Here is a 25,325-nt window from a genome sequence, read left to right as displayed (position 1 = left end):
GGCGCGGTTCAGAAGTCCGCTTCGCAGCGAAAATGAATCGGCGAGTGAAACGCCGGATGGGTTATCGCCAGCTCCTGCGCATGCAGCAGCAGGCGGCCGGACATGGCCAGGGCCTCCGGCGTCGCGTAAAAACTGTCCCCGAGGATGGGGTGTCCCAGCGCCTGCATGTGCACCCGCAATTGATGCGAGCGTCCGGTTATGGGCGTCAGCAACATCCTGGCGGTGAAATCATCGTCGTAGGATAATACCCGGTATCCGGTTTGCGCCGCCTTGCCGGTTTCAAAACATACCTTCTGCTTGGGCCGGTTCGGCCAGTCGCAAATCAACGGCAAGTCAATCAATCCCTCTTCCTGGGCGGGATGCCCCCACACCCTGGCAATATAGTATTTGCGCGGTTCCCGATCGCGGAATTGACGTTTTAATTCCCGCTCCGCCGCCTTGGTCATCGCCACGACAATCACGCCGCTGGTGGCCATATCCAGCCGGTGGACGGACTGGGCCTGCGGGAATTGCGCCTGTATGCGGGACATGACGCTATCATTGTGTTCCGGCGCCCGGCCGGGGACCGACAGCAAACCGCTGGGCTTGTTCACCACCATGATATGCGCATCCTGATACAGGATATGCAGCCAGGGCTCACGGGGGGGATTATAGGGTTCCATACTGCTCCGGTTTACCCCGGGGGGATGTCCCGGGATATATGGCACTGATTAATGAAAAAGCTTACTGATGCGTAACCACGATCAGACGAATGGCATCCAGCCGCCAGTTGGCCTGATCCAGATGCTCCAGCACCCGCTCGCGGTTGGAGGCCAGCGTTTCCAGTTCGTCTTCGCGGATCGCCGGATTGACCGCTTTTAGCGCTTCCAGGCGATTGAGCTCGGTACTCAGGCTTTCATCCGCCAGCTGCCGGGCATCCTCAATCAGGCGCTCTGCCTGTCTGGCCACCAGGGTTTCGCCGTTTTGCAGCAGTTTATGCACTTCCGGCTGTACCGCGCTGACCAATTTGCCGGCGGTATGGCGTTTCACCGCGTTCAACTGGCGGTTAAATTGCTCGAACTCCACCTGGCCGGCCAGATCGTTGCCGTTTTGATCGAGCAGCAAACGCACGGGGGTGGCCGGCAAAAAACGGCTAAGCTGCAATTTTTTCGGCGCCGGCGCCTCGACCACGTAAATCAGTTCCACCAGCAGGGTCCCCGCCGGCAGCGCTTTGTTTCTCAGCAGTGATACCGCGCTGGTGCCGCTGTCTCCGGAGAGTACCAGATCCAGCCCATTGCGGATGATAGGGTGCTCCCAACTGATAAATTGCGTGTCTTCCCGCGCCAGCGCCTGTTCGCGGTTAAAGGTAATGGTACAGCCTTCTTCCGGCAGGCCGGGAAAATCCGGTACCAGCATATGATCGGATGGGGTGAGAACGATCAGGCTGTCGCTGCGATCCGCCTGGTTGATACCGACGATATCAAACAAATTCAGGGCGAAATTCACCAACTGCGGATCGCTGTCCTGCCCGGCGATGGCGTCGGCCAGCGCCTGCGCCTGCTCGCCGCCGTTGGAATGCTGTTCCAGCAGGCGGTCGCGGCCTTGCTCCAGCTGCAATTTCAAGCGGTCGTGCTGCTGGCGGCTGGCGTGGATAAAGTCGTCCAATCCCTCAAGCTTGGCCGGATCGCCAAGATAACCGATGAGGTGTTGAAAATACTCATCATAGAGCGCGCGGCCGGTGGGGCAGGTGTGCTCAAAGGCGTCCAGCCCTTCGTGGTACCAGCGGATCAGCACGGATTGGGCCGTTTGCTCCAGGTAAGGCACAAAAATCTGGATATCGTGGTTCTGGCCGATGCGGTCCAGCCGGCCGATGCGCTGCTCCAGCAGATCCGGATTAAACGGCAGATCGAACATCACCATGCGGCTGGCGAACTGGAAATTGCGTCCTTCGGAACCAATCTCCGAGCACAGCAGCACCTGCGCGCCGTCATCGCCGGAAGCGAAATACGCGGCGGCCCGATCGCGATCCAGCAGCGACAGCCCTTCATGGAACACCGCGGCGCGGATGCCTTCGCGTTCGCGTAATACCTGCTCCAGCTGTAGGGCGGTGTCGGCGTGCGCGCAGATCACCAGCACTTTGTCCTGGCGGTTTTGCAGCAGGAAATCCAACAGCCATTCGACGCGGGGATCAAAATTCCACCAGGTGGCGTTCTGGCCTTCGAATTGCTGGTAAATTTGCTCGGGGTAGAGCATGTTGCGCGCCCGTTCGTCCAGCGTTTGCTTGCCGCCCATGATGCCGGCCACCTTGATGGCGGTCTGGTACTGGGCCGGCAGCGGCAGCTTGATCTGATGCAAAATGCGCTGGGGAAACCCTTTTACGCCCTGGCGGGTATTGCGAAACAATACCCGGCTGGTGCCGTGGCGGTCCATGAGCATGGCAATCAGCTCGCGGCGGGCGGCCAGCGCGCGCGCATCCTGGCCATTGGCCACCGACAGCAGGGGTTCGATATTTTGCTCGCCGATCATGTCGGCCAGCAGATTTTTGGCTGCCGGTTCCAGCGCCTTGCCGGTGAGCAGCAGCGTCACCGCGTCGGCCACCGGCCGGTAACGCTGCTGTTCCGCCACAAACGCCTGATAGTCATGGAAACGATCGGGGTCGAGCAGCCGCAGGCGGGCGAAGTGGCTTTGCATCCCGAGCTGTTCGGGCGTGGCGGTCAGCAGCAGGATACCGGGAATGCTGCGCGCCAGCTGTTCAATCACCTGGTATTCGCGGCTGGGGGTATCCTCGCTCCAGGACAGATGATGGGCTTCGTCCACCACCATCAAATCAAAGTCGGCGTCGGCCAGCTTCTCCAGACGTTCGTGATTACGCCGCACAAAATCCAGCGAGCACAGCACCAGTTGTTCCGTTTCAAACGGATTGTCGCCATCTTGCAGGGCTTCGGCGTAGCGTTCGTCGTCAAACAGAGAAAACAGCAGGTTGAACCGGCGCATCATCTCCACCAGCCATTGGTGCATCAATGATTCCGGCACGATGATTAACACCCGCTCGGCGCGGCCGGTGAGCAGTTGCTGATGGATGATCATGCCGGCTTCGATGGTTTTGCCCAGGCCCACTTCGTCCGCCAGCAATACCCGCGGCGCATAGCGCTGCCCGACTTCGGAGGCGATATGCAACTGATGCGGGATCAGGTTGGCGCGTATGCCGCGCAGCCCGTTCCACGCCTGGCGGAATTGCTCGCTGTGGAATTTACGCGCCCGGTAGCGCAGGGCGAACCGATCCATGCGGTCGATCTGGCCGGCAAACAGGCGATCCTGGGGTTTGCTGAAGGTCAGTTTGCTGTCAAGCAGCACCTCGCGCAACGACGTGTCGGCCTCGCCGTTATCCAGGCGGGTGCCGATATAGGTAAGCAAACCATCGTCTTCTTGTACCGACTCCACGCTGAGCTGCCAGCCTTCATGGCTGGTGACGATGTCGCCGGGATTGAAAATCACCCGGGTGATGGGGGCATCCGCGCGGGCATAGAGACGGTTTTCACCGATGGCGGAAAATAACAAGGTGATCATGCGGGCATCCTGCGCGACCACAGTTCCCAATCCCAATTCACTTTCCGTATCGCTGATCCAGCGTTGACCTAGGGTAAAAGGCATAAATTCTCGGCTCGGTGTTATGTTAGGCAAAATTATATTAGGCAAAATATACCGGCAATAGCGCGGCTCGCCGTGGCAGGCATTGGCTCGATGCCGCGGCGGAAAAATCGGTAAGAGTTAATATTGCGATCTGGAAGGGCGCTATGTTAATAGATGAGGGTGGCTTCGTCACCTACCAATCCATGTCTTTGCGTCAAAACAGTCCCATCTGCCCCGAGACCAAAGTGGTAAAGTCATCCTGCAGGAAGGGCAGAATGGCATCCGCCACCGGCTGGAGCTGTTTGGCCAGATAATGATCGTAGTCGGGCCTGGTATGGGCAATCTCCAGGGGTTCCGGGCCATGGGCGGTGATGATGTAGCTGATCCAGCCGCCGTTCTGGTACTGCTGCTGCCGGCCCTGTTGCAGATTAAACTCGTCGGCAATCCTGGCCGCGCGGGCTTGCGGCGGCACGTTGCGCTGATATTCGCTCAGCTTGCGCCGCAGGCGCTTGCGATAGACCAGCAAATGATCCAGCTCGCCCGCCAGGGTACGGCGCACATAGTCCAGGATAAAATCCTGATAAGGCTGGCGGCGGAAGATCAGTTCATAAAGCTGTTGCTGGAATTGCTGCGCGAGCGGCGTCCAGTCGCTGCGCACCGTTTCCAGCCCTTTGAACACCATGATATCGCCCTGGTCGCCTTGCGCCAGGCCGGCATAGCGTTTTTTGCTGCCCATTTCGGCGCCGCGGATGGTAGGCATCAAAAAGCGGATAAAATGGGTTTCGTATTCCAGTTCCAGCGCGCTGTTTAACCCCAGGACGTCTTGCAGATGGGTGCGCCACCATTGATTGATTTCATCTACCAGCCGCCGGCCGATAGCATCCGCGGCGTTGCGATCGTGAGGCCGTTTCAGCCAGACGAACGTGGAATCGGTATCGCCATAAATCACCGGATAGCCCCGGGCCTCTATCAGTTCGCGGGTTTGATGCATAATCGCGTGGCCGCGCATGGTGATGGACGAGGCCAGGCGGGCATCGAAAAAACGGCAGCCGGGCGCGCCCAACACCCCGTAAAACGCGTTCATAATGATTTTTAACGCCTGGGATAACGGCTGGTTGCGCTGGCGTTTTGCGCGTTCGCGCCCCTGCCAGAGCTCTTGCACGATCTGCGGCAGGCAGTGATGGGTTCTGGAAAAGCGCGCATCGATAAAGCCGTCGACGGTCTGGGCGGGATCGGGCTCGGCCATGCCTTCAATCAACCCCACCGGGTCGATAAGAAAAGTGCGGATAATGGACGGGTAAAGGCTTTTATAATCCAGCACCAGCACCGAATCATACAGGCCGGGCCGGGAGTCCATCACATAGCCGCCGGGGCTGGCCTGCACCGGCACGTCGCCCAGGTTGGGGGCCACGAAACCGGCGCGATGCATGCGCGGCACATACAGCCAGGTGAAGGCGGCCACCGAGCCGCCGCTGCGATCCGCCGCCAGGCCGGTGACCGTGGCCCGCTCCAGCAAAAACGCCAGCAGCTGGGTATGCTCGAAAATGCGCGTAACCAGTTCACAATCCTTGATATTATAGCGGGCCAGCGCGGGGCGATCTTCCCGATACAAGCGGTCGATTTCGTCCATGCGCTGATAGGGCGTGGAAATATCTTTCCCTTCGCCAAGCAGGGTCTGCGCCACATTTTCCAGGCTAAACGACGAGAATTGCCAGAACGCGGATTTCAGCGCGTCAATGCCGTCGATAATCAGCCTGCCGGCGGCGCTGGCAAAAAAATGCCCGGCTTTGACCCCGTGCTCGCGCCATTCCAATACCCCGCCGCCGCGGCCCAGCAGCAGCGGCACATTATAACGCTCGGCGTGTTTTTGCAGGATGCGCAGGTCGAATTGCACGACATTCCAGCCGATGATGGCATCGGGATCGTGCGCGGCGAACCATTGGTTCAGGCGCTGGATAAGCAGCGCGCGGGTAGGCACATACTCCAGCATGTCGTCTGCCGCCGCGCCGCCGGTAGCCGGCGCCTCGCCCAGCATAAAGACCCGCCGCTGGCCGCAGCCGTGCAGCCCGATGCAATACAGCTCGCCGAAACGGGTGGTCTCGATATCCAATGACACCAGTTTCAGCGTCGGCCGATAAGCCGTATCGGGTTTCAGGCGCGCGCCGCTAAGCGCGCCGCCGGGCCGCTGGTGGCCGGTAAACCATACCGGGGCGGTGATAAACCGCTCCATCAAATAACGCTCGGGCGGCCGGATATCCGCTTCATAAAGGGGGATGTCCACGTCTTTGAGGGCCTTTTCCAGACGGCTCAGATCGCGGTAATGCCGGCAATATAAGCCCGCCACCGGGCGACGGTGAAAATCGCGCAGCTCCAGCGGGCGCAGGCGGCAGTCTTTGATATCCCGTAATAAAGGCTGGACCCGCGCCACGTGCTCCTGCGGAATAAATGCCACGGCGGGCTGGGGCGGCAGGCTGATTTTCTGCGCGCCAGCCTCGGTAGCCAGCCAGAAGTCGATGATGATGCCGTCGGGGGTGTCCCGCCAGTGGCGGGTCAGGACAAAACCCTGGCGGGGAGCTGTGGGGTCTGACATAGCGTCTGCGTACCCGAGTAAAGTGAAAAACGGCCGGCCTCAACCTTTAACTGCGTTTAGCTGCGCGTATGCGCGGGCGTGAAAATGCACCCTAAAGCCGCCGGGACATCTGTGGACTGGCGGCCCGTTGCCGGGCCGTCAGCAGAAAACCCAATAAGTATGATTATTTATACAGTGTTTGTCCAGCGGACCATGTTAGCGGTTTCTCGTGGATCTGACGCTCCCGCACATCATGGCCCGGGCGGCGGCGTCAAAGCGCCATTGATATTATAACTGGTAAATGGCCTGGGCCAGATCCGGCTGGGTGCCGACGATCGCCGAATCGCCGCCGGTTAAATATGTTCCGGTTTGCGTCAATATGCTCCTTGCACGCCGTGGGGATAACGCTATGCCGTACGCTTTGGCGATGCCGGAAAGACTGGCAACCGCCCCGGCCACGATGGGATTCGCCGATGAGGTGCCGCTATATGAACGGGTATAGGACGCATTTTCCCGATTGAGCAGGTTGGCATTGACGCCGAACATCGTGGTGGTAACTACATTCCAGCCCCAGCTACAGCTGTCGACCCGCGAGCCGTAGCTGCTGTAAACCGCCCGCCTGGCGATTGCAGGATCGGCCGCGCCCACGATAATGGCGCCGGAATCCCGGAAGGTCCTGTCGAATTTTCTGGCAAATGCCGCATGGTCGAGATCGACATTGCCATTGCCGGCAGCTTGGATTACGTGTATCCCTTTGGCCGTAAATGCGCTGATGCCGTCAAACCAGTCTTGCTGCGATTCCATGGGGATATAACATGATGGTCCCTGGCAGCCGGTAATCGACCCGCCGGTTATTTGAATACCAATTTGTATTACGTCGCCAGGATAAAGGTAATTATAAAGGCTTAACAAGTCCGACATGGGACTATCGGAATACCCCACTTTGGCGCGCGGCGCAATGCCCCTGATGCCGAACCCGACGTCGCGGGCGGCCATGACGCCCACTGACATGGTATCATGGGAGTCAATATCCACCGCCCCCGCCACCAGCACCCGTTCCGGGGGCAGATTGACATGGGCGGTGCTCCAGGCGCCGATTTCATGGGAAATAATAGTTATGCCATTGCCGCGGTAACCATCGAAGGTGGCCAAGGCGCTGATCCCTATCCCGCCTAATTGAAAACCGGGGGGTTTGTACGCGGATGAAAAAGTATAATATTGCAAGGGCGTAAAATCTGGAATGGGCTCATCGGCTTTAATTACGCGTGGTTGCCTTACGCTATTTTCCTCAAGGCTCAGGACATCAGCTCCATGATATGGCAATGCCGCTGAAGCCGGTTGCGCGCTGGGATAGACTATTTCAATCCATTCCCACTGCGCGATAAAATTCAGCATCTGGTTAATCAAATTGACTGGGGTGGCCGGTTGGAGATTAATCCTGAAATAGCGATCAAAACCATGACTGTCAATGATATTTTGCGGCAGCCGGTCCGGATTATCGTGTCGGGTATCAAACAAGGGCGCTACACCCGATACGGGGAATTTACGCCGCATTTCCTGGCCGATTTGGCCGGCTTGAGCAAGATAATTGGCCGAAGAACGATGCGGGATTAATTTAAACACAATATAAAGATAATTAACCGAGGGTTCAGCGTAAAAATCAATGGTATGTTTTTCATTGGTTGGCATCATGGTATTCTCCTGGCAGAGCTATGGTTTAACGAATAACGACTCTATTTTTTTAGAAAACAGGGTGGGGTGAAAACCATCGGCAGCGATGGACTTGCCACGGCCCTTCAGAAAAAATGGACCTTTGCTAAATCTCCATACAATTGTTGGGTTGACGATGGAGCCATATGCCCGGACAATCCGCTTTCTTCGATTAACACGAGCGGGTTATGGACGCCTTTTTAGAATACTGGGTAACCCAATCGCTGGCTTTCTCCCTTATTGCCGTTGCGCTGGTGGCGTTTTTGGAGTCGTTGGCTTTTGTCGGATTGTTATTGCCCGGCACGGTAATGATGGCTACTTTGGGTGCTTTGATTGGCAGCGGAACCATGGGGTTTTACCCCGCCTGGGCCGCCGGAGTGGTCGGTTGTTTTGTCGGCGATTGGACATCATATTTCATCGGCCACGGTTTTAAAAAACCCTTGAAAAGATGGTCCTTCCTGAAAAAACATCGCGCCTTGCTGAATAAAACCGAGCATGCCTTGCATCAGCACAGCATGTTAACGGTTCTGATTGGCCGGTTTGTCGGTCCGACTCGTCCCCTGGTGCCGCTGGCGGCCGGAATGCTGGATTTGCCGCCGCTGAAATTCGCCCTGCCCAATGTTATCGGCTGCCTGGCCTGGCCGCCGGTATATTTTTTGCCCGGCATTCTGGCCGGCGTGGCGATTAATATCCCTGACGGCGAACATACCGGTGAATTCCGCTGGCTGTTGCTGACGGCGGCTTTATTATTTTGGCTAGCCCTGTGGCTAGCGTGGCGCTGGCAACGAATGGGTAAGCGCTCTCCCGATCGCCTGGTACGCTGGTTACCCGTCGCGCGGCTGCGCTGGCTGGCGCCGCTGATGGCGGTGGCGGTGATCGCCGCACTGACGGCGGTGCTCCATCACCCCCTGATGCCTGTTTATGCGGGCCAGTTTTGGAAAGTTTTACGTTTTTGACCCATCAGGTTGTGCAAACATGGCATAGATTGCCTTGCTCAGGTCTGGCTGGGTGCCCATCAGCGCCGAGTTGTTTTGCGCCAATACCGTCCCGGTGCCGGTTAATAGCTCTCTCAACCGCTGTGGCGAGAGCGCCGCATTGTAGGCGGCGGCGATGCTCGACAGACATGCCGCCGCCCCGGCGATAATGGGATTTGCGGCATTAATGCCGGAAAAATCATTGATATACCAGGCATTGGTTTGATTAAACAAGGTGGCATGGCCGTATGACGTGGTGGCAACAAACGCGCCCCAGCTTGAGCTATCAACCCGTGAGCCGAAATTGCTGAGCGGCGTTTTAAGTCCGGTGCGGGGATCAAGCGCGCCGACCATAATGGCGCCCGAATCCCGTCGGCCGCGATCGTATTTCCCTTTGAGTACGGGGTGGTCGAGGTTGAACGCGCCGTGCCCGGCAGCCTCGATAACATGAATGCCCTTGTCGGTCAGTGCCGAAATTATGTCAAACCAGGCCGCTTCAAATTCCACAGGCAGAGAACACGGTTTCTCCCCCTGGGCCATTAATATCCCATGGTGCTGCATGCCGATTTGAATCACATCACCCGCGTTGAGACGGTGGTAGAGGTTATAAAGGTGTTGCACCCCCGGGCTGGAATAACCCATCTTGGCATTGGGAACAATGCCTAATATGCCATACCCTAAATTCAGGCCCGCCATGATGCCTACCGCTGAGGTATTATGGCTGCCAATGATTATCTCGCCTTCAACCAGTGCCCGTTCATGAGGTAAATTAATATGTTCGTTAAACCAGGCATCAGGCTCATTTGAAATTATCGTCACGTTTTCGCCTTTACCCCCCTCATAGGCCGAACCGGCAATGCCGTCTATTCCCCCAAGCTTAAAATTTTCAAAAAAGTGCTTTGCCGGCCAGAGATAATGCTGGATGGGTCGAAAGCTGGTCAACGGCGACGCCGCTTTATCGCCGGTCATTTCGGATGGGGATAACGTCTCATGGCTTATCATATTGGTCTGATTATCCGCGTGCAACGATATCGGTTCGGCGGAGGGGTAGACTATATCAACGGTATTAACCTGTGCTATGGCCAGCAAAATGTCATTGATATAATTTTCTGAATTGACATTATCATTAAAAAAATTAACGACAAAATACCGGTCTAAGCCATACTTCAGCATGGATTGCCTGGCTTCCTCATTTTTTAGACTTAAAGTGGTATCAAATAATGGCTTAACACCCATGGTTTCGTAAGCGGGCTTTAAATTATTCTCAATATTTTGTGCTTCCGACAGATAATTTGAGCTGTTGGTCTTTTTTAATTGAAAAACAATATTGATGTATTTAACGCCACGCTGCGCATAAAAATCGATCTTTTTATTACCTTTGATATTCATACAATAAATTCTCCATTCGGGGGTAACATGCAAGAATGATAACGGATGGTTGACGTGGCTTGTACACATGGTTTATTGCTTGATGCGGCTAATCATTAAATTATTTTCGGCTTTTAAAAGAGCAAATTATTAAATATTTTAATTAATATTGAGGTTGAATTTGCCAAAAAAAGCAGAACCAGCGCTATAGGAATATTCCTGGCAAAGAAATAAAACATAGCGTGGTCTGCGAGCTAGGTACGTATTATTGTATGATTTTTGTTATTCAATTTTTTGCTTAAGCAGATTTTTTTAAGCAAGGCTTCCCTGGTGATGAGCACGAAACGTCAGAAAAATTAATAATATAATTGTCAGGCCATGCCGTAAATTGTAAATTTTTTAGGCATTCAGTGTGCCCTCTTAAGCGGCATAATAAAGTATCCTTATCACATAAACGTGATATTACTCATGAATGTTGTTTTTCGCCATTTGACTTAAGTAATTTACGATGCGTAATGCCATCTTCTGGCTCAAGGGATACATTCTTGAACCGATTCATTATTCCATATTAGGCCAGTTTAATATATATCAAAAATTGGCATGCCGCGATATTGCCCTTTAAAAATGGGCATTGCCGCTGCGGAGATCTATTTTACCTGCGTGATACCCAATATCCCCGCTTCAGGGGCTTCACCGCTAACCAGCCGCCGGGTGGGGCCATCGTAATAAATCCGGCCATCCACCACCAGCAGGGTGCGTGGCGCTATGCGTACGGCGTCGTCCAAATTATGGGAAACCATCATCAGGGTCAATCCCCGTTGCCGGCACACTTCTTGTACCCGCAGCAGCATGTCGTTGCGCAGCGCCGGGTCCAGCGCGGAAAACGGTTCATCCAGCAACAAGATGGGCTGGTCCCGCACCAGGCAGCGCGCCAGCGCCGCCCGCTGGCGCTGGCCGCCGGAGAGCTGTCCCGGCAGCCGGGGTAGAAATTCCTCAAGCCCCACCTGTTCGGCCACCTGCTGCAAGGTGGCGCGCTGGGCAGGGGACAGTTTCAGGCCGGGATGCAGACCCAGTCCGATATTTTCCGCGACCGTAAGATGGGCGAACAGGTTATTTTCCTGAAACAGCATCGACACCGGCCGCCGGGCGGGCGGCGTGGCGCTATGGTCAACGCCATTTAAGCTTATGCGGCCGCTATGCACCGGCAAAAAACCGGCGATCAGGCTTAGCAGGGTGCTCTTGCCCGCGCCGCTGGGGCCGAGGATAGCCACCCTTTCTCCCGCCGCCACATCCAGCTCAAAGCGCATGGGCAGGTGCTGGTAGAGGTAGGTTACTTTATCCAGTTTTATCATGGGGGCCCGATAGTTTTTCGATAAGCGTAAACAATACAAAACACAGCAGCAGCAAAAACAGGGCGGTCACCGCCCCGTCCTGGCTGCGGTAGGCGCCGATTTGTTGATAAAGATACAGCGGCAGCGTGCGGAAATGCTCATTGCCAAATAACGCCACCACGCCAAAATCACCCACCGACAACACGCTGGCGAATGCCATGGCGCGGCCGATAGGCAAGCGCAGCGCCCGCCACTCCACCAGGCGTAAACGCGACGGCCCCCGTATATCCAGCGACAGGCAGAGGCGATTATAACGCTCCGCCACATCCAGCATCGGTGTTTCCAATATTTTAAGGGCATAGGGTATCGCCATCAGCGCATTGGTCACGATCACTAAAGCATAGGGGGATTGCGGCAGGCCGACGCTATTACTGACCAGTAAAAAAAAACCGGTGGCCAGCACGATGCCCGGCATCGCCAGGATCAGCATGCCGCTGACTTCGATGATTTGCGCCGCCCACAGCCGCTGGCGAAGCCGCAGCTCGCGGCTGCTCCACAACAGCATAAGGGCGATCGCCACGCACAGCAGTCCGGCGCCGACGGCGATGCGCAGCGATATCAGCAGGGCCGACCATAAGGCTTCCTGGGCCAGCACCCGGGCCAGCCCCTGATTGATACCGCCGGCCAGCACCGCCAGCAGGGGCGGCACCAATAACAGCAGCGCCATACCGATGACCACGACGTCCGTGCATTGACGCAGCCGGTTATCATCGGGATTGCGCCATTGGGCAAAATGGCTGGCGCCCACGGGAAATGCCTTGGTCAGACGCTGGCTGAACAACACCAGTCCCAGGCAACAGATCATCTGCACCAGCGCCAGAATGGCGGCGCGTCCGGGATCATAGTCATAACTCAGCGCCTGGTAGATGGCCAGGGCAATGGTGGTGGCCCGCGGGCCGCCGCCTAATGACAGCACGGTGGCGAAGCTGGCGAAGCACAGCATAAAAATCAGCGCCGCCGCGGGCAGCAGCTGTCGGCGTAAATAGGGCCACTCCAGCACCCGGAAAAAAGCCCAGCCGCTGATATCCAACTGGGCGGCTAATTGACGCTGTTCCACCGGAATGCCGTCCAGCGCTTGTAACAGCAAACGGGTAGCCAGGGGCAAGTTAAAAAAAACGTGGGCCAGCAGGATGCCCTGCAAGCCGTAGGGCGAGAAATGGTAGGGGATATGCAGCCAGGCGCAAAGCCAGGCCAGCCAGCCCTGGCGGCCATAAACGCTGAGGATGCCGAATACGGCGACCAGCACCGGCAGCACCAGCGTCATGGCGCAAAAACGCAGCAGCAGCGCGCGCCCCGGAAAGCGCCGGCGAAATAACGCCCGCGCCAAAAAGATCGCCGGGATTACCGATAGCAGCGCCGATAACAGCGCCTGCCAGAAGGTAAAGCGCAAGATATGCCACAGATAACTATCGGACCACCAGGCCCGCCAGTATTGCTGCGGCGCATTGAGCCAGAGCGCGCCGACGGCGGCCAGGGCGATGGCCGCCAATGCCAGCGCCGCCAACAGCCCGGGCCATAACCAGCGTGGAATCATTGGCTAACGGCGCGTAACCAGCTCTGGACCCAGTCACCGCGTTTCGCCGCGACCTGGTCAGGGGGGAAGGCCAGCGTTTTGGACGGTAACCGATCAAATCCGGCCGGCAGCGGGGTGTTGATTACCGGATACATCCAGTTGCCGGTGGGGATGGTCTGCTGGAACGCGGGGGTGACGATGAAACGCATGAATTGCTGGGCCAGTTCGGGGTTTTTACTGGCGGCCAGCTGTCCGGCCACTTCCACCTGGAGATAGTGCCCTTCGCTGAAGGCGGCGGCCGCGTAATTATCTTTCTTCTCTTCCACAATGTGATAGGCCGGCGATGTGGTGTAGCTCAGCACCATATCCGCTTCCCCTTTCAGGAACAGGCCGTACGCTTCGCTCCAGCCCTTGGGTACCGTAACGGTTTTCTTGGCCAGTTTTTGCCAGGCCTGGGGCGCATCGTCGCCATAGACCTTTTGTACCCACAGCAATAGGCCCAATCCGGGAGTGCTGGTGCGCGGATCTTCATAAAGGATTTTCAGCGCAGCGGGGCCGTCTATCAGCTCGTGCAGGCTTTTCGGCGGGTTTTTCAGCTTGTTTTTATCATACACAAACGCGAAGTAACCGTAGTCATAAGGCAGGAAAGTAGCGTCTTGCCAACCGTCAGGCAAGGTAAGCTTGGCGGTATCCACGTTATGGGGCGCGAACAGCTTGGTATCCGCGGCGGCTTTGAGCAAGTTATTATCCAGGCCCAGTACCACGTCCGCGCCGCTGTTTTTGCCTTCGATGCGCAGTCGGTTAAGCAGCGCCACGCCGTCTTCCTGCACCACGAATTTCAGCTCGCAGCCGCACTCTTTTTCAAAAGCGGTTTTGATTGCCGGGCCGGGGCCCCATTCGGAGGCGAAAGAATCATAGGTATAAACCGTCAATACGGGTTTCGCCAGCGCCGGGGCGGCGGCAATTAATAACAGGCAGGGTAACCATTTTTTTAACACTTTGCGCTCCTGAAAAAAAAGGCGGCAAAGGTTTTTGAGGCGCTAAGGCACACTCTCAAATCCCTTCGCCGGTATTAACCGGATCAGGTTCGACGGGTATACTCTCAGCTTGCCTTCCATGCGTCGCCGCGCCGGAAGTATCGCACCCCGTTGAGAACAATTTTGATTGTAATGGTTTTATGGCTTTCTGACCATGGTTACCCTTTTGCCGGCAGGGAGAATGGCCGGGCGCTCAATTGTCAGGCGGCGCAAACCACGCGGATTTAAAATCAAACCAGCCCAGGGTGTTCATGCGGATACCGCGCATGCTGCGCTGGCCCTGCAGGATCAGCCAATGGTGGAATAGCGGGTGCAGATGATAGCCGGTGACCAGCGTGCGGCACCATTCCGCCAGCGACAGCCGTTTTTGCCGCCATTCAAGCAGCTCCGGTTGTATATCGGCCTGCAGGCAATGATGCATCAGCGGTAATTCGTAAAAGGTGGCGAACAGCGAATAATCGAGCGGCAAATAAAAATTGGCGCTGCCCAGCCACATATCGCTCTCGCCATCGCCATCGTGCCACGTGTTATAATCCACGGTATTGACCACCAGTTCGATTTCCAGGCGCGCGAGCACTTCGCCGAGCGCGCGGCATAAATCATCGAATTCCCTATGGGCATGGTAGACCGTCAGGGTGATCCGGTCTAAACCCGCCGGCTTGGGGCATGGGCTGGCCACCCGGGCGTGATGCCAGCGCGGCAGGATGCCGTATGCCGGCGACCAGTAATGCTGATAGGACGGCCCGGCCTGGGTGAGCATGGAGATGGGATCGATATTTTCGCTTAACCAGCGGCGTATTTCGGCGTTTTGCATCAGCGGCGAGCGCTGGTCGTACAACAGGAAATAGCAGCCCTCTTCCAGCCGCGTTTCCAGGGGGTCATGGCCGCTATTATCCCCCTGGAGCTGCACCCCCGAATAGCTGATTTCGGCGCTGAGATCGGGCAAAATCCAGATATTCACTTCATCGATCAGCGCGCGATAGCCAAAATAGTCATCAAAGGCCCCGATCTTCAGCAGGCTTTGCCGGTTGTCTATTACCGCATACGGCCCGGTGCCGATGGGGCGATGGGCAAACTCCGGCAGCGTCGGCCACTCCTGCGGCAAAATCATCGCCGGCACGCTGCCCAGCAGCCAGGGCAGCCAGTCATCCTGCGCGGATAAGGTAATATCGATCGTGTTGGCGGTGGGGGAGCGTACGCCGGCGATATGCCGGAATAACGCATGCTCTTGCAGACGCCGCAGCGAAAGACACACGTCCTCGCAGGTCAGCTCCCGACCATGATGAAAGTGAATGGCCGGGCGCAGGTAAAAGCGCCAGTGCAACGGCGATATTAACTGCCAATGATGGGCCAGATCCGGTTCCAGTTCCCCGTTTTCCTCATTTATCCGGGTCAGGCCGCTGAAAATCTGCCGGACTATATGGTTTTCCGAACGCCGCAGGGGAGTGCCGGGCAGCAGATTCAGCAGCGGCCGGTAATACAGTACCCGCAAAATATGCTTGCCCTGACGAAAACTGCGGCCCAAATGGGAAAGCAACATCTGGCGTACCGCCTCTTTGTCGCCCACCAACTGGACCAATTGATCGATGCGATCCTGCTCCAGCAGGTCTTCCGCCCGCTGCTGCTGCAAGGCCAGGCCGGTATACATGAAGGTCAGGTGGGAGCGTTTGCCCCTGCCGGCGACGGATTGCCACTCCAGCCAGCCCCGTTCCTGCATGGTTTTCAGCAGCGATCGGACATGGCGGCGGGAACAACTGAGGGTATGCGCCAGTTCTTCAAGCGTGGTGTCCTGCGGCTGCCCCTGGCAACTTTGCCACAGGCGGATGAACTGCTGTTGTAGGCGCGGCGAAGCCATAAAAGAGGAAGTCTCCCGGCAAAGTCATCTGTTTTTCTTCCGGTATAATAAGCCGATACTGGTTTTATCGAAAGGGCAGGCTGGAGGGAGAACGATGAAAACCGCCGTTTTGCGTCAATTTTACCAGCGCTACCTGGCCGCTATCGGCAATGGGAGCGGCACCAGCCGCGGGCAGGCCGTGAACGCGCGGCGGATGGCCCTGTTATTGCAGGTCACCCAGTGGCAGATTGCCGCCTTGTCCGATGAAGAATACCAGCACTGGACGTAGCGCGGCTGATACGGCGTTTGGCGTCCATGGTATGAAGCAACGATAAGGATGTCGCTGCTGTGATAAACGTAAATTCTGAGTAATGGTGCTATTCACCTGCCGGAGGGCCTGGCTCCCCGGCTTTTTTTATGGCGATAGCCGCAACCCCCACCCCGGATCAATCATAAAAAAGCACGGTTTGCACCGTGCCTTTATTAATTACCCGGAGCGCCCCCGCTTTTGGGAACCGCCCCGTTCGCTTAATGCAAAAACGCCGGCTGGCTCGCTTCATAATCCGCAATCGCACGATCGTGCTGCAACGTCAGGCCTATGCTATCCAGGCCGTTAACCATGCAGTGCTTGCGAAAGGCATCGATCTCGAACGGATAGGTCTTATCGCCGGCGATCACCTGCTGGCGTTCCAAGTCGACCGTGAACGTCGCGCCTTCATGGGCGGCCACCAGCGCGAACAGTTCATCCACCTGCGCCGCCGGCAGGGCAATGGGCAGCAATTGGCTGTTAAAGCTATTGCCATAAAAAATATCGGCGAAGCTGGGGGCGATGACGACCTGGAAACCGTAATCGGCCAGCGCCCAGGGCGCATGTTCGCGCGACGACCCGCAGCCGAAGTTTTCCCGCGCCAGTAAAATGCTGGCGCCGCGGTAGCGCGGCTGGTTCAGCACAAAATCGGGGTTGGGCCGCTGGCCGGCATTGTCGAGAAAACGCCAATCGTTAAATAAGTGCTGGCCGAAACCGGTCCGGGTGACTTTTTGCAGGAACTGCTTGGGGATGATGGCGTCGGTATCCACATTCGCGGCGTCCAACGGCGCCACCAGCCCGGTATGTTGCGTAAATTTTGCCATGATGCTTTTCCCTTAATTCAAGTCGCGAATATCGGCAAAACGACCGGTTACCGCCGCCGCCGCCGCCATGGCCGGGCTGACCAGATGCGTCCGGCCGCCGCGGCCCTGTCGGCCTTCAAAGTTACGATTGCTGGTGGAGGCGCAACGTTCGCCGGGATTCAGGCGGTCGTTATTCATCGCCAGGCACATGGAACAGCCAGGTAAGCGCCATTCAAAACCGGCTTCCAAAAAGATCTTGTCCAGGCCTTCCGCCTCCGCCTGGGCTTTAACCGGGCCGGAACCCGGCACCACGATGGCCTGTACGCCGGTGGCGACCCGCCGGCCTTTGGCGATCGCCGCCGCCGCGCGCAGATCTTCAATACGGGAATTGGTGCAAGAGCCGATGAAGACTTTATCGATGGCGACATCGGTCAGGCGGATGCCCGGCTGCAAATCCATATAGGCCAGCGCCTTGGCCGCCGATGTGCGCTCCGCCGGATCGCTGAAGGAGTCGGGGGAGGGAATTATCTGGTTAATGGCGATGACCTGGCCGGGGTTGGTGCCCCAGGTCACCTGCGGCGCGATATCTTCGGCAGGCAGGGTAACCACCTTGTCGAATACGGCGTCGTCGTCGGATTTCAGGGTGTTCCAATAGGCGATGGCTTCCAGCCAGTTATCGCTTTTGGGCGCGAACTGGCGGCCCTGCAAATAGGCATAAGTCGTGTCGTCAGGGGCTACCAGACCGGCTTTGGCGCCCATCTCGATCGCCATGTTGCATAAGGTCATGCGGCCTTCCATGCTCAGGGACGTTACCGCCGCGCCGCAAAACTCCACCACATGGCCGGTGCCGCCGGCGGAGCCGATTTTACCGATCACCGCCAGCACGATATCTTTGGCGGTAATGCCGGCGGCGGCGTTGCCGGTGACTTCCACTTTCATGGTTTTGGCCCGGCCCTGTTTCAGGGTCTGGGTGGCCAGCACATGCTCCACTTCCGAGGTGCCGATGCCAAAAGCCAGCGCGCCGAAAGCGCCGTGCGTGGCGGTATGCGAGTCGCCGCAAACGATGGTCATGCCCGGCAGGGTCATGCCCTGCTCGGGACCAATCACGTGGACGATGCCCTGATAAGGATGGTTCAGGTCATACAGCTGGATGCCGAACTCCGCGCAGTTTTTGATCAGCTCCTGCATCTGGATGCGCGCCATTTCTCCGCTGGCGTTAATGTCCCGGGTTTGGGTGGAGACATTATGATCCATGGTGGCGAAGGTTTTCGATGGCTGGCGCACCGGCCGCCCCATGGCGCGCAGGCCGTCAAATGCCTGGGGAGAGGTGACTTCATGCACCAGGTGTCGATCAATGTATAACAGCGGCGTTTCATCGGTTGCCTCTACGACAACGTGCGCATCATATAATTTTTGATATAACGACTTGCCCATACTATTTATGCCCCTTGAGTAATATAACCGGCGATGATGGTACCCATTTCATCGGTACCAATCGCCTTACCGTCGCCCGCCAAATCGGCGGTACGGTAGCCGGCTTCCAGCGCATGGTTCACCGCCTGCTCCACGGCGGCGGCGGCGGCGTCCAATCTCAGGCTGTAGCGCAGCAACAGGGCGGTGGACAGGATCTGGGCCACCGGGTTGGCCAGGTTTTTGCCGGCGATATCCGGCGCGGAGCCGCCCGCGGGTTCATACAGGCCAAAACCCTGTTCGTTCAGGCTGGCGGAAGGCAGCATGCCCATGGAGCCGGTAATCATGGCGCATTCGTCGGACAGGATATCCCCGAACAAATTAGAACACAGCAGCACATCGAACTGCGCCGGGTCTTTGATTAACTGCATGGTGGCGTTGTCGATATATAAGTGCGACAGCGCCACATCCGGGTAATCCTGGGCGATTTCATTGACGATTTCGCGCCACAGGATCGAACTTTGCAGCACGTTGGCTTTATCAATGGAGGTGACGGCGCCGCGGCGTTTGCGGGCGGATTCAAAGGCGATGCGGGCGATACGCTCGATTTCGAAACGGTGATACACCTCGGTGTCGAACGCGCGCTCATGCATGCCGCTGCCTTCGCGTCCCTTGGGCTGGCCGAAATAAATGCCGCCGGTTAATTCGCGTACGCACAAAATATCAAAACCGCGCGCGGCGATATCGGCGCGCAGGGGACAAAAATCCTCCAGGCCGGGATAGAGCCGCGCGGGACGCAGGTTGCTAAACAGTTTGAAATGTTTGCGCAGCGGCAATAAGGCGCCGCGTTCAGGCTGTTCCGCCGGCGGCAAATGTTCCCATTTCGGGCCGCCCACCGAGCCGAATAAAATGGCATCGGCCTGCTCGCAGCCGGCGACGGTGGCCGCGGGCAGCGGATGGCCATGCTTGTCGATGGCCGCGCCGCCGACATCGTATTCGCTGGTGCTGATGCGCTGTGAAAAACGTTCGCGCACGGCGGCTAATATTTTATAGGCTTGCGCCATGACTTCGGGGCCGATGCCGTCGCCCGGCAGTACCGCTATATGATATGTCTTGCTCATGTTCACACCGTTTCCTGATAATCCCGTTTATTGTTTTGTCCCTGCAGGCGTTGCAATTCAATTTCAACTTGCTGCGCCCGCCAGATATTGTTCATGACATGCACCATCGCCTTGGCGGAAGATTCGATGATATCGGTGTCCAAACCGACGCCGTGGAAGCGGCGGCCGTGATATTCCACCACGATATCCACCTGGCCCAAGGCGTCGCGCCCCTGGCCTTTCGCGGTTAATTGATATTTTTGCAGGGTGATGGGGTAGTCGGTAATGCGATTCAGGGCCTGGTAGACCGCATCCACCGGGCCGTTGCCGGTGGCGGCTTCGGATTTGATTTCCCCGCCGCAGGCCAATTTCACCGATGCGGTGGCCATATCGCCGGAACCCGACTGGACGCTGAAAAAATCCAGGCGGAAATGTTCGGACTCTTCCTGCTGTTTGCTGATAAACGCCAGCGCTTCCAGATCGTAATCAAACACCTGGCCTTTTTTATCCGCCAGCTTAACGAAGGCCGCGTAGAGTTCGTCCAGGTTGTAATCCTGCTCCTGATAGCCCATTTCCTGCATGCGATGCTTCACCGCCGCGCGTCCGGACCGGGACGTCAGGTTCAACTGCACTTCTTTCAGGCCGATGGTTTCCGGGGTCATGATTTCGTAATTCTGGCGGTTTTTCAGCACGCCGTCCTGATGGATGCCGGAAGAGTGGGCAAAGGCATTGGAACCGACGATGGCTTTGTTGGCCGGAATGGGCATGTTGCACAATTGGCTGACGATCTGGCTGGTGCGGTAGATTTCCTGATGATTGATATTGGTATGCACGCCCATGATGTCGGCGCGTACCTTAATCGCCATGATCACTTCTTCCAGCGCGGTGTTGCCGGCGCGTTCGCCGATACCGTTCAGCGTGCCTTCCACCTGCCGGGCGCCCGCCTGGACCGCGGCGATGGAGTTGCCGACCGCCATGCCCAAATCGTCGTGGCAGTGCACCGAGATAACGGCTTTATCGATATTGGGTACGCGCTCGTACAGCGACGTAATGATGCCGCTGAACTGCAAGGGGGTGGTATAGCCGACGGTGTCAGGGATATTAATGGTGCTGGCGCCGGCGTTAATCGCCGCCTCCACGATGCGGCACAGGTTATCGATAGGGGTCCGGCCGGCGTCTTCACAGGAGAACTCCACGTCGTCGGTATAATTGCGCGCGCGTTTTACCGACTGCACCGCCATTTCCATGACCTGATCAAAACTGCGTTTGAGCTTGGATTCGATATGCAGGGTAGAGGTGGCCAGGAATACGTGGATGCGAAACGCTTCGGCCACCCGCAGGGCTTCGGCGGCCACGTCGATATCTTTTTCCACACAGCGCGCCAGGCCGCAGACCCGGCTGTTTTTAATCTGGCGGGCGATGGTCTGCACCGATTCAAAATCGCCGGGGGAAGACACCGGGAAACCCACTTCCATCACATCGATGCCCATTCTTTCCAGAGCCAGGGCAATTTGCAATTTCTCTTTCACGCTCAGACTGGCTTGCAAAGCCTGTTCGCCATCGCGGAGAGTTGTGTCAAAAATGATAACTTGTTGGCTCATGGTTAAAATCCTATTCCTATTATCTGGCGCGCATTGCGGGCATAAAAAAACCCGCGCAGTGCGCGGGTTTTTTTATCTGGGACGTCCGAGTCAGTTCTGAACCCCGTGTACCAGCATACCGCGCAGCGAAGGTGCGAGTAGTAGTAGGCCTAGTAGACGGGTAGAAATGAACATAATAACGTGGCGTCCCGGATCATGAATTAGTGAATGTATTTATAGGTACAGGATTCATGCGGACATGTCAACATTTCATATAAAATGCTTATTGCCCCGTGGATTTATCTATTTTACGGCAGTAATGTTAACGTGCTGTAATTAGCCGCCAAAGCAGTTAACCCGTGGCGGGGTGGTGTGCAAAGCAGTCTTTTATAGCGATTATCCGGGGTTTGCCAGTGTAAAAATTATCGCCGCGTCGGGCGTGCTTATTTTTGCTATTTGCCTGCCCCATCATCTGGCGTTATCGTTACCGGTCATAAATTAATAACAAAAAATAATGCAGGGCAGTTTTTCTCTTCCCTATATCGTCAAACGGCAGCCGCGGTTCCGCTGCCGGAGAACCTATGTAAGCCTGGAGGCAAACCCATGGAGATGTTGTCAGGAGCCGAGATGGTAGTCCGGTCGTTAATCGATCAGGGCGTGAAGCATATATTCGGTTATCCCGGTGGGGCCGTATTGGATATTTATGATGCGCTGCATACGGTGGGCGGCATCGAGCATATTTTGGTGCGCCATGAGCAGGGCGCGGTGCATATGGCCGACGGCTATGCGCGCGCCACCGGCAAAGTGGGCGTGGTGCTGGTCACTTCCGGCCCCGGCGCGACCAATGCGGTAACCGGCATCGCCACCGCCTATATGGATTCCATCCCGCTGGTGGTGATCTCGGGCCAGGTAGCCAGCTCGCTGATTGGTTTCGATGCCTTTCAGGAGTGCGATATGGTGGGGATTTCCCGCCCGGTGGTAAAACACAGCTTTTTGGTGAAAAAGACCGAAGATATCCCGGGGATACTGAAAAAAGCGTTTTATTTAGCCTCCACCGGCCGCCCCGGTCCGGTGGTGATCGATGTGCCGAAAGATATCGTCAACCCGGCCAATAAATTTCCCTATATGTACCCGGATTCGGTATCCCTGCGCTCCTACAATCCCACGGTACAAGGCCATAAAGGGCAGATCCGGCGCGCATTGCAAACCCTGCTGGCCGCCGAGCGCCCGGTGCTGTATGTCGGCGGCGGGGCCATAACCGCCGGTTGCCATCGCGAATTGCGCCAACTGGCTGAAAAACTCAATCTGCCGGTGGTCAGTTCGTTAATGGGCCTGGGCAGTTTCCCCGGTTCGCATCGCCAGAGTCTCGGCATGTTGGGCATGCACGGCACCTATGAAGCGAATATGGCCATGCATGGGGCCGATGTGATTTTTGCCGTGGGAGTGCGCTTTGACGATCGCACCACCAACAATTTGCTGAAGTATTGCCCTGGCGCCACGGTATTGCATATCGACATCGACCCCGCGTCGATCTCCAAAACCGTGACGGCGGATGTGCCCATCGTCGGCGACGCGCGCCAGGTGCTGTTCCAACTGCTGGAGCAGCTTGAGCAGGGCGATACCCAACAGCCCTTCGATGCGCTGCGCGACTGGTGGCAGAATATCGAGCAATGGCGCGCCCGCCATTGCCTGGCCTATGACCATGCCAGCGGCAAAATAAAACCGCAGGAAGTGATCGAGACGCTGTACCGCCTTACCGACGGCAAGGCCTATGTCACTTCGGACGTGGGGCAGCATCAGATGTTCGCCGCGCTCTATTATCCGTTCGATGAACCCCGCCATTGGATCAATTCAGGCGGGTTGGGCACCATGGGCTTCGGCCTGCCGGCCGCGCTGGGTGTGAAACTGGCGCTGCCGGACGAGACGGTGATCTGCATTACCGGCGACGGCAGCATCCAGATGAATATCCAGGAGCTTTCCACCGCGCTGCAATACGGCTTGCCGGTGGTGGTGGTCAGCCTGAACAACCGCTATCTGGGCATGGTGAAGCAGTGGCAGGATATGATTTATTCCGGCCGACATTCCCAATCCTATATGGAATCGCTGCCTGACTTCGTCAAACTGGCGGAGGCCTACGGCCACGTGGGCATTTCCATACAGACCCCGGACGAACTGGAAAGCAAGCTGTCCCAGGCGCTGGCGCAGAAGAACCGGCTGGTGTTCGTGGATGTGATGGTTGATGGCACGGAACATGTCTACCCCATGCAAATCCGCGGTGGCGGCATGGACGAAATGTGGTTAAGCAAAACGGAGAGGACCTGATCATGCGCCGGATTTTATCAGTGTTGTTGGAAAACGAATCGGGCGCGTTATCGCGGGTTATCGGCCTGTTTGCGCAACGCGGCTATAATATCGAAAGCCTTACCGTGGCGCCCACCGACGATCCCACCCTCTCGCGCATGACCATCCAGACCATGGGCGACGCCAAGGTGCTGGAGCAGATTGAGAAACAACTGCATAAACTGGTGGATGTGCTGCGCGTCAGCGAACTTGGCCAGGGCCAGGGCTCGCACGTGGAACGGGAAATCATGCTGGTTAAAGTACAGGCCAGCGGCTCCGCGCGCGAAGAAGTGAAACGCTGCGCGGATATTTTTCGCGGGCAGATCGTCGACGTCAGCCCTTCGCTGTATACCGTCCAGTTGGCGGGCGCCAGCGATAAGCTGGACGCCTTTTTGGCGACTATCCGGGAAGTGGGGGATATCGTCGAAGTGGCCCGCTCCGGTATCGTCGGCCTGGCCCGGGGCGATAAAGTCATGCGCTGACGGTCTGCCTGGCCCGCGGCGGCGTGCGGGTCAGCTGGGTTCAGCCATGTTCTCCAACCGCGGCGCTTCAGCGCCGCGTTTTCGTGGTTTACCCCGATTTCATGCCGCAATTTCCCTCAACTCCGGTAATTGTAACGTTTCAGCAAAATCCTCCCCGGTATTTACTTCTTAGCGTTTTGTGCTGATAGTTGTAGCATAGCGAGATACCCCGATGAGACTATGGATATCTCGGGCAATTGTTAAATCTTTCAGCGCCAAGGAGTCTATGTGAAACTGGATGAAATCGCGCGCCTGGCCGGCGTTTCGCGCACTACCGCCAGTTATGTGATCAATGGTAAGGCGAAACAATACCGCGTAAGCGATAAAACCGTGGAAAAAGTGATGGCGGTGGTCCGGGAGCATAACTACCATCCTAACGCGGTGGCCGCCGGGCTTAGGGCAGGGAGAACCCGATCCATTGGCCTGGTAATACCGGATCTGGAAAATACCAGCTATACCCGGATCGCCAACTATTTGGAGCGCCAGGCCCGCCAGCGCGGTTATCAACTGTTGATCGCCTGTTCCGAGGATCAGCCGGACAATGAGATGCGCTGCATCGAGCATCTGCTGCAACGGCAGGTCGATGCGATCATTGTTTCCACCGCGCTCCCGCCCGAGCACCCTTTTTACCAGCGCTGGGCCACCGATCCCTTTCCCATTATCGCGCTGGACCGCGCCCTCGACCCCGACCATTTTATCAGCGTGGTGGGCGCGGATCAGGATGATGCGGAAATGCTGTCGCGCGAACTGCGCCATTTTACCGGCAAATCGGTCCTGTATCTTGGCGCATTGCCCGAACTGTCGGTCAGTTTCCTGCGCGAGCAAGGCTTCCGGCAAGGTTGGGGCGACGATCCGCGCCAGCCGGATTTCCTCTATGCCAATAGCTATGAACGCTCCTCGTCGGCGGCGCTGTTCAGCCAGTATCTGGAAAGCCACCCGATGCCGCAGGCCATTTTCACCACATCGTTCTCGCTACTGCAAGGCGTGATGGACGTGACGCTCAAACGCAGCGGCCGCCTGCCGGCGGATTTGGCGATCGCCACTTTCGGCGATAATGAACTGCTGGATTTTTTGGAGTGTCCGGTGCTGGCGGTGGCACAGCGCCACCGTGAAGTGGCAGAGCGGGTATTGGAACTGGTGCTGGCAAGCCTGGACGAGCCCCACAGGCCGAAACCGGGGCTGACACGTATCAGGCGTAGCCTGTTTCGCCGCGGTTCGCTTAGCCGGGCCTGAGGGCCCTGAATGGCAGAGGCCCGGTG

Annotated in this window: 18 protein-coding genes and 1 riboswitch; of the genes, 5 read left to right on the top strand and 13 right to left on the bottom strand. The window is 57.1% G+C overall.

The genetic code is table 11. The features are described from left to right. Nucleotides 1-8: 8 nt before the first annotated feature. From rluA to ACL2XP_RS21720, 4 genes are all read right to left on the bottom strand, one after another. The gene (gene rluA / locus ACL2XP_RS21735; protein WP_413735285.1) at nucleotides 9-662 is read right to left on the bottom strand and encodes a bifunctional tRNA pseudouridine(32) synthase/23S rRNA pseudouridine(746) synthase RluA; all 654 of its coding nucleotides are present in this window, start codon (nucleotides 660-662) and stop codon (nucleotides 9-11) included. 61 nt (nucleotides 663-723) lie between these two features. Beyond that, nucleotides 724-3,630 carry an RNA polymerase-associated protein RapA gene (gene rapA, locus ACL2XP_RS21730; protein ID WP_413735284.1) on the bottom strand — a complete coding sequence of 969 codons (2,907 nt, stop codon included), beginning with the start codon at nucleotides 3,628-3,630 and terminating at the stop codon, nucleotides 724-726. 193 nt (nucleotides 3,631-3,823) lie between these two features. Next, nucleotides 3,824-6,199 carry a DNA polymerase II gene (locus ACL2XP_RS21725; RefSeq protein ID WP_413735283.1) on the bottom strand — a complete coding sequence of 792 codons (2,376 nt, stop codon included), beginning with the start codon at nucleotides 6,197-6,199 and terminating at the stop codon, nucleotides 3,824-3,826. A 267-nt stretch (nucleotides 6,200-6,466) separates the two neighbouring features. Next, complete coding sequence (locus ACL2XP_RS21720; protein WP_413735281.1) at nucleotides 6,467-7,870, bottom strand: S8 family serine peptidase; 1,404 nt, start codon at nucleotides 7,868-7,870, stop codon at nucleotides 6,467-6,469. 206 nt (nucleotides 7,871-8,076) lie between these two features. On the opposite strand from ACL2XP_RS21720, the gene ACL2XP_RS21715 reads away from it, so the two are divergent. After that, complete coding sequence (locus ACL2XP_RS21715; protein ID WP_413735279.1) at nucleotides 8,077-8,844, top strand: DedA family protein; 768 nt, start codon at nucleotides 8,077-8,079, stop codon at nucleotides 8,842-8,844. Here ACL2XP_RS21715 and ACL2XP_RS21710 read toward each other — a convergent pair. The 5 genes from ACL2XP_RS21710 to sgrR all read right to left on the bottom strand — a co-directional run bounded on the left by ACL2XP_RS21710 (nucleotide 8,833) and on the right by sgrR (nucleotide 16,026). Then, nucleotides 8,833-10,035, bottom strand: a complete 1,203-nt coding sequence (locus ACL2XP_RS21710) for a hypothetical protein (protein WP_413735277.1) — start codon at nucleotides 10,033-10,035, stop codon at nucleotides 8,833-8,835. The genes ACL2XP_RS21715 and ACL2XP_RS21710 overlap by 12 nt on opposite strands. Nucleotides 10,036-10,877: 842 nt before the next feature. Beyond that, the gene (gene thiQ / locus ACL2XP_RS21705; protein WP_413735276.1) at nucleotides 10,878-11,582 is read right to left on the bottom strand and encodes a thiamine ABC transporter ATP-binding protein ThiQ; all 705 of its coding nucleotides are present in this window, start codon (nucleotides 11,580-11,582) and stop codon (nucleotides 10,878-10,880) included. Further along, nucleotides 11,566-13,155, bottom strand: a complete 1,590-nt coding sequence (gene thiP, locus ACL2XP_RS21700; RefSeq protein WP_413735274.1) for a thiamine/thiamine pyrophosphate ABC transporter permease ThiP — start codon at nucleotides 13,153-13,155, stop codon at nucleotides 11,566-11,568. The genes thiQ and thiP overlap by 17 nt, the downstream gene beginning before the upstream one ends. Next, nucleotides 13,152-14,132, bottom strand: coding sequence for a thiamine ABC transporter substrate binding subunit (gene thiB, locus ACL2XP_RS21695; RefSeq protein WP_413735273.1), 981 nt, complete (start codon nucleotides 14,130-14,132; stop codon nucleotides 13,152-13,154). Before thiB ends, thiP begins: the two co-directional genes overlap by 4 nt. Nucleotides 14,133-14,174: 42 nt before the next feature. Next, a riboswitch (TPP riboswitch) is annotated at nucleotides 14,175-14,292 on the bottom strand. A gap of 72 nt (nucleotides 14,293-14,364) precedes the next feature. Next, complete coding sequence (gene sgrR, locus ACL2XP_RS21690; RefSeq protein ID WP_413735272.1) at nucleotides 14,365-16,026, bottom strand: HTH-type transcriptional regulator SgrR; 1,662 nt, start codon at nucleotides 16,024-16,026, stop codon at nucleotides 14,365-14,367. A gap of 94 nt (nucleotides 16,027-16,120) precedes the next feature. On the opposite strand from sgrR, the gene sgrT reads away from it, so the two are divergent. Continuing rightward, the gene (gene sgrT, locus ACL2XP_RS21685; protein WP_413735271.1) at nucleotides 16,121-16,294 is read left to right on the top strand and encodes a glucose uptake inhibitor SgrT; all 174 of its coding nucleotides are present in this window, start codon (nucleotides 16,121-16,123) and stop codon (nucleotides 16,292-16,294) included. Between the two features lie 239 nt (nucleotides 16,295-16,533). On the opposite strand, the gene leuD is transcribed toward sgrT, so the two are convergent. From leuD to leuA, 4 genes are read right to left on the bottom strand one after another with little or no spacing between them, the layout of a single operon-like run. After that, nucleotides 16,534-17,136, bottom strand: coding sequence for a 3-isopropylmalate dehydratase small subunit (gene leuD / locus ACL2XP_RS21680; RefSeq protein WP_413735270.1), 603 nt, complete (start codon nucleotides 17,134-17,136; stop codon nucleotides 16,534-16,536). A gap of 12 nt (nucleotides 17,137-17,148) precedes the next feature. Beyond that, on the bottom strand, nucleotides 17,149-18,549 hold the full coding sequence (gene leuC, locus ACL2XP_RS21675; protein ID WP_413735269.1) for a 3-isopropylmalate dehydratase large subunit: 1,401 nt from the start codon (nucleotides 18,547-18,549) through the stop codon (nucleotides 17,149-17,151). Between the two features lie 5 nt (nucleotides 18,550-18,554). After that, nucleotides 18,555-19,646 carry a 3-isopropylmalate dehydrogenase gene (leuB, locus tag ACL2XP_RS21670; RefSeq protein ID WP_413735267.1) on the bottom strand — a complete coding sequence of 364 codons (1,092 nt, stop codon included), beginning with the start codon at nucleotides 19,644-19,646 and terminating at the stop codon, nucleotides 18,555-18,557. Between the two features lie 2 nt (nucleotides 19,647-19,648). Beyond that, the gene (gene leuA, locus ACL2XP_RS21665) at nucleotides 19,649-21,226 is read right to left on the bottom strand and encodes a 2-isopropylmalate synthase (RefSeq protein ID WP_413735265.1); all 1,578 of its coding nucleotides are present in this window, start codon (nucleotides 21,224-21,226) and stop codon (nucleotides 19,649-19,651) included. 582 nt (nucleotides 21,227-21,808) lie between these two features. Between leuA and ilvI the strand changes: the two genes are divergently transcribed. The 3 genes from ilvI (at nucleotide 21,809) to cra (ending at nucleotide 25,299) form a co-directional block, all read left to right on the top strand. Further along, nucleotides 21,809-23,527: an acetolactate synthase 3 large subunit gene (gene ilvI / locus ACL2XP_RS21660; RefSeq protein WP_413735263.1), complete on the top strand. Its 1,719-nt coding sequence runs from the start codon at nucleotides 21,809-21,811 to the stop codon at nucleotides 23,525-23,527. Nucleotides 23,528-23,529: 2 nt separating this feature from the next. Beyond that, nucleotides 23,530-24,027 (top strand): acetolactate synthase small subunit, encoded by a 498-nt coding sequence (gene ilvN / locus ACL2XP_RS21655; RefSeq protein ID WP_413735261.1) that lies wholly within the window; start codon nucleotides 23,530-23,532, stop codon nucleotides 24,025-24,027. Nucleotides 24,028-24,294: 267 nt separating this feature from the next. Further along, nucleotides 24,295-25,299, top strand: coding sequence for a catabolite repressor/activator (cra, locus tag ACL2XP_RS21650; RefSeq protein ID WP_413735260.1), 1,005 nt, complete (start codon nucleotides 24,295-24,297; stop codon nucleotides 25,297-25,299). The last annotated feature ends 26 nt before the right edge of the window (nucleotides 25,300-25,325 follow it).

The sequence above is a fragment of the Sodalis sp. RH21 genome, assembly GCF_047324175.1.
In the GTDB taxonomy this organism is placed as follows: domain Bacteria; phylum Pseudomonadota; class Gammaproteobacteria; order Enterobacterales; family Enterobacteriaceae; genus Acerihabitans.
This window is presented reverse-complemented; position numbering and strand designations above follow the sequence as displayed.